General features: G+C 66.6%; 12 protein-coding genes. 1 reads left to right on the top strand and 11 read right to left on the bottom strand.

Features of this window, described 5'->3' with window-relative positions; translation table 11 throughout:
- The first annotated feature begins 26 nt into the window (after positions 1–26).
- Positions 27–503, top strand: coding sequence for a DUF721 domain-containing protein (locus tag AB3K92_RS24905; RefSeq protein WP_021159908.1), 477 nt, complete (start codon positions 27–29; stop codon positions 501–503).
- Positions 504–583: 80 nt separating this feature from the next.
- Here the strand turns inward: AB3K92_RS24905 and lpxC are convergent, their stop codons facing one another.
- From lpxC to mraY, 11 genes are all read right to left on the bottom strand, one after another.
- Positions 584–1,501 carry a UDP-3-O-acyl-N-acetylglucosamine deacetylase gene (gene lpxC, locus AB3K92_RS24900; protein WP_027788449.1) on the bottom strand — a complete coding sequence of 306 codons (918 nt, stop codon included), beginning with the start codon at positions 1,499–1,501 and terminating at the stop codon, positions 584–586.
- 240 nt (positions 1,502–1,741) lie between these two features.
- On the bottom strand, positions 1,742–2,248 hold the full coding sequence (locus AB3K92_RS24895; protein ID WP_027788450.1) for a peroxiredoxin: 507 nt from the start codon (positions 2,246–2,248) through the stop codon (positions 1,742–1,744).
- Positions 2,249–2,436: 188 nt separating this feature from the next.
- Positions 2,437–3,633, bottom strand: coding sequence for a cell division protein FtsZ (gene ftsZ / locus AB3K92_RS24890; RefSeq protein ID WP_021159911.1), 1,197 nt, complete (start codon positions 3,631–3,633; stop codon positions 2,437–2,439).
- Positions 3,634–3,746: 113 nt separating this feature from the next.
- Positions 3,747–4,979, bottom strand: a complete 1,233-nt coding sequence (gene ftsA / locus AB3K92_RS24885) for a cell division protein FtsA (RefSeq protein ID WP_006487138.1) — start codon at positions 4,977–4,979, stop codon at positions 3,747–3,749.
- 26 nt (positions 4,980–5,005) lie between these two features.
- Positions 5,006–5,758 carry a cell division protein FtsQ/DivIB gene (locus tag AB3K92_RS24880; RefSeq protein ID WP_021159912.1) on the bottom strand — a complete coding sequence of 251 codons (753 nt, stop codon included), beginning with the start codon at positions 5,756–5,758 and terminating at the stop codon, positions 5,006–5,008.
- A gap of 19 nt (positions 5,759–5,777) precedes the next feature.
- Positions 5,778–6,719: a D-alanine--D-alanine ligase gene (locus AB3K92_RS24875; RefSeq protein ID WP_021159913.1), complete on the bottom strand. Its 942-nt coding sequence runs from the start codon at positions 6,717–6,719 to the stop codon at positions 5,778–5,780.
- A gap of 1 nt (position 6,720) precedes the next feature.
- Entirely contained in the window at positions 6,721–8,118 is a 1,398-nt protein-coding gene (gene murC / locus AB3K92_RS24870; protein WP_021159914.1) for a UDP-N-acetylmuramate--L-alanine ligase, read from the bottom strand.
- Entirely contained in the window at positions 8,115–9,218 is a 1,104-nt protein-coding gene (gene murG, locus AB3K92_RS24865; protein ID WP_124628025.1) for an undecaprenyldiphospho-muramoylpentapeptide beta-N-acetylglucosaminyltransferase, read from the bottom strand. Before murG ends, murC begins: the two co-directional genes overlap by 4 nt.
- Positions 9,215–10,498, bottom strand: a complete 1,284-nt coding sequence (gene ftsW / locus AB3K92_RS24860) for a putative lipid II flippase FtsW (RefSeq protein ID WP_021159916.1) — start codon at positions 10,496–10,498, stop codon at positions 9,215–9,217. Before ftsW ends, murG begins: the two co-directional genes overlap by 4 nt.
- The gene (gene murD / locus AB3K92_RS24855) at positions 10,495–12,009 is read right to left on the bottom strand and encodes a UDP-N-acetylmuramoyl-L-alanine--D-glutamate ligase (protein WP_124628023.1); all 1,515 of its coding nucleotides are present in this window, start codon (positions 12,007–12,009) and stop codon (positions 10,495–10,497) included. The genes ftsW and murD overlap by 4 nt, the downstream gene beginning before the upstream one ends.
- 28 nt (positions 12,010–12,037) lie before the next feature.
- The gene (mraY, locus tag AB3K92_RS24850; RefSeq protein WP_006477019.1) at positions 12,038–13,207 is read right to left on the bottom strand and encodes a phospho-N-acetylmuramoyl-pentapeptide-transferase; all 1,170 of its coding nucleotides are present in this window, start codon (positions 13,205–13,207) and stop codon (positions 12,038–12,040) included.
- Between the last annotated feature and the right edge of the window lie 13 nt (positions 13,208–13,220).

Here is a 13,220-nt window from a genome sequence, read left to right as displayed (position 1 = left end):
CGCGTGCGCGCCCGAAGAATGTCTCGATGAACCGATTTTCCAAGCGTTTCGGCCCGCTCGCCGCCTATCGCCCGCAACCCGTGTCCGAAGTGCTCGGCCGCACCGACGCGTTCGCGGCACTGCGCGCCGGCGTCGAGCAGATCGCGTCGCTGCAGCGCGATCTTGCCGCGCTCCTGCCCGATTACCTGGCGAACCACGTCGAACCCGGCTTCGTGAAGGACGGCACCCTGACCCTCTTTGCCGCGCACAATGCGCTGGCCGCGCGGCTGCGGCAGGTCGAACCGCGGCTGCTCGGCGATCTGCAAAAGCGCGGCTGGCCGGTCTCGACGCTGCGCGTGCGCGTGCGCCCGAAGGATGCGCCGGAGCCGCCGCACGTGAAGCAGGCGCGGATGACGTCGGTCGGCGCGGCCGCGTTGCGGGATCTGGCCGATCATCTCGAACCGTCGCCGCTGCAGGCCGCGCTTGCGCGAATGGCGGCCCGGCACGGCGCAAAGCCGCGCTGACGGCCTGCGCCGCCGGCATCGTCCGGCCAACAAAAAAGCAGCCCGAAGGCTGCTTTTTTGTTGCTTGCGCCGAACGCAGTTCAGGCGAAGGCCGTCTGCGCGTCGAACGCGAAACCCTTCGGCGCGGCTTGCGGATCGTCGAACGTGACGATCTCGTACGCATCTTCGTTCGCGAGCAGCTCGCGCAGCAGCGCGTTGTTCAGCCCATGGCCCGACTTGTACGCCGTGTACGACGCCAGCAGCGGATGGCCGATCACGTACAGGTCGCCGATTGCATCGAGCATCTTGTGCTTCACGAACTCGTCGTCATAGCGCAGCCCGTCGTTGTTCAGGATGCGGTACTCGTCGAGCACGATCGCATTTTCCATGCTGCCGCCGCGGGCGAGGCCCATCTCGCGCAGCATCTCGGCCTCGTGCGCGAAACCGAACGTGCGTGCGCGCGCGATCTCGCGCACATACGACGTATTCGCGAAATCGACCTCGAGCTCCTGGCCGGTCTTGTCGACGGCCGGGTGACGGAAGTCGATCGAGAATTTCAGCTTGAAGCCGAAGTACGGATCGAGACGCGCGAACTTGTCGCCGTCACGGATTTCGACCGTCTTCTTCACCTTGACGAAACGCTTCGGCGCGTTCTGTTCCTCGATCCCGGCGGACTGGATCAGGAACACGAAAGTCGCCGCGCTGCCGTCCATGATCGGGATTTCCTCGGCCGTCACGTCGACATAGAGGTTGTCGATGCCGAGACCGGCGCATGCCGACATCAGGTGCTCGACGGTCGACACACGCACGCCATCCTTCTGCAGCACCGACGCGAGCCGCGTATCGCCGATCGACGTCGCCGCGGCGGGAATGTCGACGGGCGTGGGAAGGTCGACGCGGGAGAACACGATGCCCGTGCCCGGTGCGGCAGGACGGAGCGTCAGCTCGATCTTGCGGCCCGAGTGGACACCGATACCCACGGTCTTCACGATGGATTTGATGGTGCGCTGCTTCAGCATGATGTTCTTCGTCGTGATTGAAGATATCAATCAGGAGTTATATTCGATAGGAGGGATTATAGCGTAATTCCCTATTCAACGCAGTTTGAAACTGCGTATCAATCTGTTTCGGCTGTTTACCCCTGCCGATACGGGACGGGCCGATGCCCGGAACGGAGGCGTTTCCGGTCATCAGCCCGTGTTACAACTGCCCTGAGGCCGGTGAGCAGCGTTGCCGGCAGGCAACGGCGCACCGCACGATCAGGACGTCAACGTCGCGAGAACACTCGCCGCATCGCTCACTTCGAATTTGCCCGGCGCCTCGACGGCCAGCGTCTTGACCACACCGCCGTCAATCACCATCGCGTAGCGCAGGGAACGAATCCCCATGCCACGCGCGGACAAATCCTGTGTCAGCCCCAGCGCATGAGTGAAAGCCGCGCTGCCGTCCGCCATCATGCGCACCTTGCCCGCGGTGTGCAGATCACGTCCCCATGCGCCCATCACGAATGCGTCGTTGACGGACACGCACCAGATCTCGTCGATACCCGCCGCGCGCAGTTGCTCGGCGTGTTCGACGTAGCCCGGCACATGCTGCGCCGAACAGGTCGGCGTGAAAGCGCCCGGCAATCCGAAGATCACCACCCGCTTTCCCGCAACCTGATCGCGCACGCTGCAGGCGTTCGGCCCCAGCGTGCACCCTTCGCGCGCGTCGTCGATGTACTCGAACAGTTGCGCGTCGGGCAGCGCGTCGCCCACTTGAATCATGGCTGGTCCCTCATAGCGATACGGTTTTTCAGCGTGTCGCGGACAGCACGGCCCATCCCGCCCCGCTTGTGCGGAGAGGGCACGTTTCCCGGCCCGGCGTCGCAGCCGACGCGGCCTGTCGAGGTCCGTAGCATCCGTCACGCCGGCGATACCGCGGCAGTTTCGCCGCGGCTTCGCCTGTGTTTGCGTCAGTCAGCCTGCTTGCGCAGGAAAGCCGGGATGTCGTACGTGTCGACACCCTTCTCCTGCAGCGCCTGCACGTGCGATGCCGCGGTTTCACGCGAATTGCGCCACACCGCCGGCGTATCGAGTGCGCCGTAGTCGGCCGTGCTGACGTGATGCGCCGGTGCATAGCCGTGCGACACCGCGCTGACCGGCTGGTTGTCCGTACCGGTGCGCAGCAGCGTCATCGGTGCCGACTGCTGCTTCTTCGCCGCACGGCCCAGACCCGTTGCCACGACCGTCACGCGCAACGCATCGCCCATCGCGTCGTCGTACACCGCACCGAAGATCACCGTCGCATCTTCCGCCGCGTAGCTCTTGATCGTGTTCATCACTTCGCGCGTTTCCGACAGGCGCAGCGAACGGCTCGACGTGATGTTGACCAGCACGCCGCGCGCGCCCGACAGATCGACGCCTTCGAGCAGCGGGCTCGCCACGGCCTGTTCCGCCGCGAGGCGCGCGCGATCGACGCCGGCGACCGTCGCCGTGCCCATCATCGCCTTGCCCTGCTCGCCCATCACCGTCTTCACGTCTTCGAAGTCGACGTTCACGAGGCCATCGACGTTGATGATTTCAGCGATGCCTGCAACCGCGTTGTTCAACACGTCGTCCGCGCACTGGAAGCACTTGTCCATCTCGGCGTCGTCGCCCATCACGTCGAACAGCTTGTCGTTCAGCACGACGATCAGCGAGTCGACGTGATCCTCCAGTTGCTGCGAACCGGCTTCAGCGACGCGCATGCGCTTGCCGCCTTCGAACTCGAACGGCTTGCTGACGACACCGACCGTCAGGATGCCCATCTCCTTCGCGATCTGCGCGACCACCGGTGCCGCGCCCGTGCCCGTGCCGCCGCCCATGCCGGCCGTGATGAACACCATGTGCGCGCCGCGCAGTGCGTCGGCGATGCGCTCACGCGCTTCTTCCGCTGCCGCACGGCCCATTTCCGGCTTCGCACCGGCGCCGAGGCCCGTGTTGCCGAGCTGGATCACCGACGATGCGCGCGAACGCGACAGCGCCTGCGCATCCGTGTTCATCACGATGAAATCGACGCCCTGCACGCCGCGGTTGATCATGTGCTGGACGGCATTGCCGCCAGCGCCGCCAACGCCGACCACCTTGATGATGGTGCCGTTGGTCTCGGTTTCCAGCATTTCGAATTCCATGTTGCCTCCGTCAAGAGAAAAACTGCTAATCGGCCGTTATTCGGCAGGAGATCGGGCAACCCCCTGTCGCGCGCCAGCCGCCGGCACCAGCGCGAATTTCGAGATTCGGTTTGTCAGAAGTTGCTCAGGAACCATTCCTTCATCCGCGAGAACACCTGCCCCGCGTTGCCGGACTGCACAGCGACCTTGCGGCCGCGCATGCGCTGGGCACTGCCTTCGACGAGCAGCCCCATCGCCGTCGAGTAGCGCGGATTGCGCACGACGTCGGAGAGGCCGCCTGCATACTCCGGCGCGCCGATGCGCACCGGTTTCAGGAAAATGTCTTCGCCGAGCTCGACCATGCCGGGCATCATCGACGCACCGCCGGTAATGACCACGCCGGAGCTCAGGAGTTCTTCGTAACCGGATTCGCGCACGACCTGCTGCACGAGCGAGAACAGTTCCTCGACGCGCGGCTCGATCACGGCCGCGAGCGCCTGGCGCGACAGCGTGCGCGGGCCGCGTTCACCGAGGCCCGGCACTTCCACCATTTCGTCCGGATCGGCGAGCGCCTGCTTCGCGATCCCGTAGCCGACCTTGATGTCTTCCGCATCCGGCGTCGGCGTGCGCAGCGCCATCGCGATGTCGCTCGTGATCTGGTCGCCAGCGATCGGAATCACCGCGGTGTGGCGGATCGCGCCTTCGGCGAAGATCGCGATGTCCGTCGTGCCGCCGCCGATGTCGACCAGCACCACGCCGAGATCCTTCTCGTCTTCCGTCAGCACCGCCAGCGACGACGCGAGCGGCTGCAGGATCAGGTCGTTCACTTCCAGCCCGCAGCGGCGCACGCACTTGACGATGTTCTGCGCGGCGCTCACCGCGCCCGTCACGATGTGCACCTTCACCTCGAGGCGGATGCCGCTCATCCCGATCGGCTCGCGCACGTCTTCCTGGCCGTCGATGATGAATTCCTGCGTGAGGATGTGCAGCACCTGCTGGTCGGTCGGGATGTTGATCGCTTTCGCGGTCTCGATCACGCGCGCGACGTCGGTCTGCGTGACTTCCTTGTCCTTGATCGCGACCATCCCGCTCGAGTTGAAGCTGCGGATGTGGCTGCCGGCGATCCCCGTGAACACGTTGGTAATCTTGCAGTCGGCCATCAGCTCGGCTTCCTCGAGCGCGCGCTGGATCGACTGCACGGTGGCCTCGATGTTGACCACCACACCTTTCTTCAGACCCTTCGACTCGCTCTGGCCGAGACCGATCACCTCGTAGTGACCTTCGCCCTTCAGCTCGGCGACGATGGCCACCACCTTCGACGTGCCGATGTCGAGGGAAACCAGCAGATCCTTGTAGTCTTTGCTCATAAAGTGCTCTTGCGTGTGATCTCTCGTTACTTCTTGCGCTTGTCGGTATCGGTCAGGAACCGCATGCCTGCCGCGCGAATCGCGAATCCGTTCGGATAACGCAGGTCCGCGTACTCGATGTCGTTGCCCCAGCGCTCCGTAACCGCCGGCCAGGCGGCGACCAGGCGCTGGCTCCGGTCATGCAGCGACTCGCTGTTGCGTTCCTTGCCCAGCTCGACCTGCATGCCGTTCGACAGCTTCACCGTCCACGCGTACCGCGCCGACAGCGTCACTTCTTCCGGCGCCGCCTTCAGCGGCGCAAACCATTTCCCGAAGTCGCGATACCGCGTGACGACTTCCTTCGCACTGCCCTCCGGGCCGTCGAACGCCGGCAGTTCCTGATCCAGCTCGCCCTGGTTCGCAGTGAACAGCTCGCCGTCGACGCTCACGAGCTGGTCGCTGCCCCAGGTCCCGAGCGGTTTGTACTCCTCGAGCGTGACAGCCAGCGCATTCGGCCACACCCGGCGCACGCTCGCATGGCGCACCCAGGGCATCTGCTCGAACGCGGCGCGCGCGGCGTCGAGATCGACCGTGAAGAAATTGCCCTTCAGCCGGCCGACCACGCCCGCGCGCACCGTCGGCGAATTGATGTGCTCGGTGTCGCCGTCGATCCGGATTTCCCGCAACGCGAACGTCGGGCGCTGGATCAGCCAGTAGCAACCGGCCGCCGCCAACACGAGCAGCAGCAGCGCGTACAGCGCGCTGGCGGCAAGGTTGAGTTGGCGAACGTTGTTCCACATACGTCGTTCCGTTCCTGCGTCAGTCGTTGAGCGTGAGCGACAGCACCTTCACGACAAGCTCCGAATAGCTGATGCCGACCGCGCGCGCGGCCTTCGGCGGCAGCGAGTGGTCGGTCATGCCCGGCGCGGTGTTCACTTCCAGGAAGTACGCATTCCCATCGGCGTCGAGCATGAAATCCGCGCGGCCCCAGTCGGTGCAGCCGAGCACGTCGAACGCACGGCGCGCGACGCGCTTGAGCTCCGCTTCCTTGTCGGCGGGCAGCCCGCACGGGATCAGGTATTGCGTGTCGTTGGCGATGTACTTCGCGTGATAGTCGTAGAACTCGCCGGCCGGCACGATCTTGATCACCGGCAGGTCGAGATCGCCGGCGATGCATGCGGTGTATTCGCCGCCGCCTTCGATACTCTTCTCGACGATCACGATCGGGTCGTGCTTCGCGGCTTCCTCGAGCGCAGCCGGCAGCGCATCGGCCGTCTTCACCTTCAGCACCGCGACGCTCGAGCCCTCGCTCGCCGGCTTCACGAACAGCGGCAGGCCGAGCTTCGCGACGATGTCCGTCGCGCGCGCCGCGAGGTCGTCGCCACGCAGCACCGTCTCGAACGGCGGCGTCGGCACGCCCGTCTGCTGCCAGACAAGCTTCGTGCGGAACTTGTCGAGGCCGAGCGCCGACCCGAGCACACCGCTGCCCGTGTAACGGATCCCGTAGAAATCGAGCGCGCCCTGGATCTGGCCGTTCTCGCCGTAACCGCCGTGCAGCGCGTTGAACGCACGCACGAACCCTTCGTCCTTCAGCGCCGCCAGCGGGCGCTCGGCCGGGTCGAACAGGTGCGCGTCGATGCCTGCGTCCCGCAGGCCCTGCAGCACGAGCTGGCCGGACGTGAGCGAGACCTCGCGCTCCGAGGACTCGCCGCCGAACAACACCGCCACCTTGCCGAAACGTTTCGGATCAATCCCGCTCATGTCATGCCTTCTGTTGAGTGTGCTGCGCGACCTTCGCCGGCACGCCGCCGATCGAACCCGCGCCCATCGTGATCACCACGTCGCCGTTCTGCGCGACCTTCGCCAATGCGTCCGGCACGTCGTCGACCGTCGCGACGAACACCGGGTCAACCTTTCCTGCCCCGCGCAACGCGCGCGACAGCGCTTCGCCGTTGGCGGTCGAGATCGCGGCCTCGCCGGCCGCGTAGACTTCCGTCAGCACCAGCGCATCGACCGTCGACAGCACGTTGACGAAATCGTCGAAGCAATCGCGCGTGCGCGTGTAGCGGTGCGGCTGGAACGCCAGCACGAGGCGACGCCCCGGGAATGCGCCGCGCGCGGCCGCGATCGTCGCGGCCATCTCGACCGGGTGATGGCCGTAGTCGTCGATCAGCGTGTACTGGCCGCCGTCAGCGGTCGGCACCTCGCCGTAGCGCTGGAAACGCCGGCCGACGCCGTTGAATTCGGCCAGTGCCTGCTGGATCGCGTCATCCGTCACGCCGAGGTCGGTTGCGATCGCGATCGCCGCGAGCGCGTTCTGCACGTTGTGCAGGCCCGGCATGTTCAGTACGACCGCGAGCGGCGCGCGACCTTCGCGGATCACCGTGAAGTGCATCCGGCCATCGCGCGCGTCGATGTCTTCCGCGCGCACCTGCGCGTCCGGCGACAGCCCGTAGCGCACGACCGGCTTCGAGATGAACGGGATGATCTGCCGCACGTTCGGATCGTCGACGCACACGACCGCGCTGCCGTAGAACGGCAGGCGCTGCGTGAATTCGATGAACGCCTGCTTGAGCCGTGCGAAATCGTGGCCGTAGGTGTCCATGTGGTCGGCATCGATGTTCGTGATGACTTCGATCACCGGATACAGGTTCAGGAACGACGCGTCCGACTCGTCGGCCTCGGCGACGATGAAGTCGCCCGTGCCGAGCCGCGCGTTCGCGCCGGCGCTGATCAGCCGCCCGCCGATCACGAAAGTCGGGTCGAGGCCGCCCGCGGCGAGCACGCTCGCGACGAGGCTCGTCGTGGTGGTCTTGCCGTGCGTGCCGGCGATCGCGATGCCCTGCTTGAGGCGCATCAACTCCGCCAGCATCACCGCGCGCTGCACGATCGGCACGCGCTTCGCGCGCGCGGCCAGCACTTCCGGGTTGTCCGAGCGCACGGCCGTCGATACGACGACCGCGTTCGCGCCCTCGATGTTCGCCGCGTCGTGGCCGATCGCGATCCGTGCGCCGAGCGCCTGGAGACGATCGGTCACCGCGTTGCGCGAGAGATCCGAGCCGCTGACCTCGTAGCCGAGGTTGACGAGCACTTCGGCGATGCCGCTCATGCCCGCGCCGCCGATCCCGACGAAATGAATGTGTTTGACGATGTGTTTCATTGCAATATTTCCAGGTTCGCGCCGGCCGCCTTCGCGCACACGCGCGCGACTTCGTCGGTGGCTTCGGGCTTCGCCAGCGAGCGCGAACGTTCCGCCATGTCCGCGAGCGATGCCCGCGACTGGCCGCGCAGCCAGTCGGCGAGCAGTTCCGCCGACAGGTCGCGTTGTTGCACCAGCACGGCCGCGCCCGCATCGGCGAGGAACGCGGCGTTGCTCGTCTGGTGATCGTCGACCGCGTACGGGAACGGCACGAACAGCGCCGCCACGCCCACCGCCGCGATCTCCGACACCGTCATCGCGCCCGACCGGCAGATCACCAGATCCGCCGCCGCATACGCGGCCGCCATGTCGTCGATGAACGGCACGAGCCGCACGTCTTCGCCGGCCGCGAAACCGGCCGCTTCGTAATTCGCCTTCAGCGCGTCGATGTGCTTCGCGCCGGCCTGATGCACGATGCGCGGGCGTTCACCCGGCGTCAGCATCGCCAGCGCGCGCGGCACGACTTCGTTCAGCGCGGCCGCACCGAGGCTGCCGCCGACGACCAGCACGTTCAGCGGGCCGCTGCGCGACGCATAGCGTGCTTGGGGCGGTTCCGTGTGCGCAAGTTCCGCGCGAATCGGGTTACCCGTCCAATCCGCGTGCGGCAGCGCGCCGGGGAATGCGACGAGCACGCGCTTCGCGAGTTTCGCGAGCACCTTGTTCGTCAGGCCCGCGATCGAATTCTGTTCATGCAGCACGAGCGGACGCCCCGACAGCGCGGTCATCACGCCCGCCGGGAACGTGATGTAGCCGCCCATCCCGAGCACGACGTCGGGCCGCACGCGGCGCAGCGCGGCGAGGCTCTGCCCGCAAGCGCGCAGCAGGTTGAACGGCAACGTCAGCTTGGTCTTCAGGCCCTTGCCGCGCAGCCCGCCGAACCGCACGTATTCCATCGGAATGCCGTGCTTCGGCACGAGCGTCGCCTCCATCCCGGCCGGATTGCCGAGCCACACGACGCGCCAGCCCGCCGCCTCCATCCGGTGCGCGACCGCGAGCCCCGGGAACACATGGCCCCCGGTGCCGCCTGCCATCACCATCAGCGTGCGTTGCGACGCGGTCATACCTTCCCTCCGCGCATCAGCACCCGGTTTTCATAGTCGACCCGCAGCAGCACCGCGAGCGCCACGCAGTTCAGCAGAATGCCGGAGCCGCCGTAGCTCACGAGCGGCAGCGTCAGGCCCTTGGTCGGCAGCAGCCCGAGGTTCACGCCCATGTTGATGAAGGTCTGCGCGCCGAACCAGATGCCGATGCCCTTCGCCATCAGGCCCGCGAACGTGCGATCGAGTGCGAGTGCCTGGCGGCCGATCTCGAACGCGCGGCGCACGATCCAGTAGAACAGCAGGATCACGACCAGCACGCCGACGAAACCGAGTTCCTCGCCGATCACCGCGAGGATGAAGTCGGTATGCGCTTCCGGCAGGTAGTTCAGCTTCTCGACGCTGCCGCCGAGGCCGACACCGAACCACTCGCCGCGTCCGAACGCGATCAGCGAGTGCGTGAGCTGGTATGCCTTGCCCTGCGCGTAGCGCTCGTCCCACGGATCGAGGTACGCGAAGATTCGCTCGCGACGCCACGGCGACAGCCACACGAGCATCGTGAAGGTGCCGACCGCCGTCGCGACGAGGCCGCCGAACAGCTTGCCGTTCACGCCGCCGAGGAACAGCACGCCCATCGCGATCGCCGCGACGACCATGAACGCACCCATGTCCGGCTCGAGCAGCAGCAGCGCACCGACCAGGCCGACCGCGAACGCCATCGGCAGGAAGCCCTTCGCGAAGCTCTGCATGTATTCCTGCTTGCGCACCGTGTAGTTCGCCGCGTAGATCGTCACCGCGAGCTTCATGATTTCCGACGGCTGCATGTTCGTGATGCCGAGCGGAATCCAGCGGCGCGCGCCGTTCACGCCCTTGCCGACGTGCGGGATCAGCACGATCACGAGGCCGACCAGCGCGATCAGGAAGAGATGCGGCGCGTATTTGTCCCACGTCGACACGGGCACCCGGAACGCGATCACCGCCGCGATGAACGCGACGACGAGCGACACGCAGTGGCGCATCAGGAACGCGTAATCGTGGTAGGCCGCGTATTTCGGCGAATCGGGCATCGCGATCGACGCCGAATACACCATCACGACGCCGAGCCCGAGCAGCGCGATCGCGACCCACAGCAGCGAGTAGTCGAAGTCGAGCATCCGCGAACGGCTCGGGCGCACGCCGTTGACGACGCTCGCGAGGCCGCCGGTCGCGGCGCGCGTGGCCGACGCGACGCGGCCGCCCGCGGCATTGCCGCCGGTGTCGCGCCGATCGTTGAAACGGGAGACGAGGCGATCGGACCAGCTCATGGCGTCGCTCCTTTGTCGATGGCGATTTCGTCGACCGCCGCGCGGAACACATCCGCGCGATGGGCGTAGTTCCTGAACATGTCGAGGCTCGCGCATGCCGGCGACAGCAACACCGCATCGCCCGGCTCGGCGAGGTCGGCCGCCGCGTGCACCGCGCCTTCGAGCGTCGCGTGGTCGGCAAGCGGCACGCCCGTTTCGGCGAGCGTGTCGCGGATCGCCGGCGCGTCACGGCCGATCAGCATCACCGCGCGGCACCAGCGCGCGACCGGCGCGACCAGCGGCGCGAAGTCCTGGCCCTTGCCGTCCCCGCCCGCGATCAGCACGATCTTCTGGGCGAGCCCGTCGAGCGCGGCAACCGTCGCGCCGACGTTCGTGCCCTTGCTGTCGTCGACGTAGTCCACGTCGTCGATCGTCGCGATCACTTCGACGCGATGCGCTTCGCCGCGATACTCGCGCAGCGCGTGCAGCAGCGGCGCGGCCGGCAGGTCGATCGCGCGTGCGAGCGCGAATGCGGCCAGCGCGTTCGCCGCGTTGTGCAGCCCGCGGATACGCAGTGCGTCGACCGGCATCAGGCGCTTCTGCGCGATGTCGGGCGTGTGCGCGGCATCGCGCTTGCGCCGGCGACTCGTCGTCGCCGCTTCGTCGGGTGCATCGCGATCGACGGCTTCCACCAGCCACGCGATGCCGTTGTCGCGCGACAGCCCGTAGTCGCCGTCCTGCACCGGCTCGTTCAGGCCGAACGTGACCGTACGCGGCGCGTCGGCCGCGCCGGCTGCCGGCGCGAACTTCATCACGGCCGCATCGTCGCGGTTCAGCACGCGCGTCGTCGTCGCGCCGAAGATCCGGCCCTTTGCCTGCGCGTACGCTTCGAAGCTGCCGTGCCAGTCGAGGTGGTCCTGCGTGATGTTCAGGATCGCGGCCGCATCGGGCGCGAACGTGCGCGCGGTCTCGAGCTGGAAACTCGACAGTTCGAGCACCCATACGTCCGGCAGCGCGGTTTCGTCGATCGCGCCGGCGAGCCGGTCGAGCATCGCCGGGCTGATGTTGCCCGCGACAGCGACCTTCTTGCCCGAGCGCTGGCACAGCAGGCCCGTGAGGCTCGTCGTCGTGGTCTTGCCGTTGGTGCCCGTGATCGCGAGCACCTTCGGCTGGTAGCCGCTCGTGCCGAGCGCACGCAGCGCCTGCGCAAAGAATTCCAGCTCGCCCCACACCGCGACGCCGCGCTCGTTCGCGGCCGCGACCAGCGCCGCGAGCGCCGGTTCGAGCGGCGACAGCCCGGGGCTCAGCCCGACGAGCTCGATGCCGCCGTCGAGCAGCGCAGGCGTGAACGCCCCGCCGACGAATTCCGCATCGATGCCTTCGGCCTGCAGCGCGGCAAGGTTCGGCGGCGCCTCGCGGGTATCGGCAATGCGTAGCCGGCACCCGTGCCTCGCGCACCATCGCGCGATCGCGAGACCCGATTCCCCGAGCCCCAGTACGAGCACCATCGGCCGTTGCCGATCTCCAAACATCTCGCCAGACATCCTTGTTACCTTTCCTTTACCGCAGCTTGAGGGTGGTCAGACCGAACAGGCACAGCATCAGCGTGATGATCCAGAAACGCACGACCACCTGCGTTTCCTTCCAGCCGGACAATTCGAAATGGTGATGCAGCGGCGCCATCTTCAGCAGGCGCCGCCCTTCGCCGTAGCGCTTTTTCGTGTACTTGAACCACGACACCTGCAGCATCACCGACAGCGTTTCCGCGACGAAGATGCCGCCCATGATGAACAGCACGATTTCCTGGCGCACGATCACCGCGACCGTGCCGAGCGCGCCGCCGAGCGCCAGCGCGCCGACGTCGCCCATGAACACCTGCGCGGGGTGCGTGTTGTACCAGAGGAACGCGAGCCCTGCCCCGCCCATCGCGGAACAGAAGATCAGCAGTTCGCCCGCGCCCGGGATATGCGGGAACAACAGGTATTTTGAATAGACCGCGCTACCCATCACGTACGCGAACACACCCAGCGACGCGCCGACCAGCACGACCGGCATGATCACGAGGCCGTCGAGGCCGTCGGTCAGGTTCACCGCGTTGCTCGCGCCGACGATCACGAAGTACGTCAGCACGATGAAACCCCACACGCCGAGCGGATAACTGATCGACTTCAGGAACGGCAGCATCAGGTCGGCGCGTGCCGGCAGCCCCATCGACAGGCCGCTCCTCACCCACGCCATGAACAGGTCGAACACGCGCACGTTGTTCGCCTCGGACACGCTGAAGGCGAGGTAGACGGCCGCGAACAGCCCGATCACCGATTGCCAGAAATACTTCTCGCGCGACGACATCCCGCGCGGGTCCTTGTGGACGACCTTGCGGTAATCGTCGACCCAGCCGATCACGCCGAAACCGAACGTGACGAGCATCACGATCCAGATGAAACGGTTCGTCAGGTCGCCCCACAGCAGCGTCGCGACCGCAATGCCGATCAGGATTAGCACGCCGCCCATCGTCGGCGTGCCGGACTTGACGAGGTGTGTCTGCGGGCCGTCCTTGCGCACGGCCTGACCGACCTTCATTTGCGTCAGCTTGCGGATCACCCACGGTCCGCACACGAGCCCGATCCCCAGCGCGGTGATGGTGGCCATCACCGCCCGGAACGTGAGGTACGTGAACAAGCGCAAAAAGCTTGCGTCTCCTTGCAGCCATTGCGCCAGCGCCAGCAGCATGCTTCCTTCCTTC

Source organism: Burkholderia sp. Bmkn7 (assembly GCF_041103175.1).
Lineage (GTDB): Bacteria > Pseudomonadota > Gammaproteobacteria > Burkholderiales > Burkholderiaceae > Burkholderia > Burkholderia cepacia.
The sequence above is the reverse complement of the archived record's forward strand: the minus strand, read 5'-3'. Positions and strand labels throughout refer to the sequence as shown.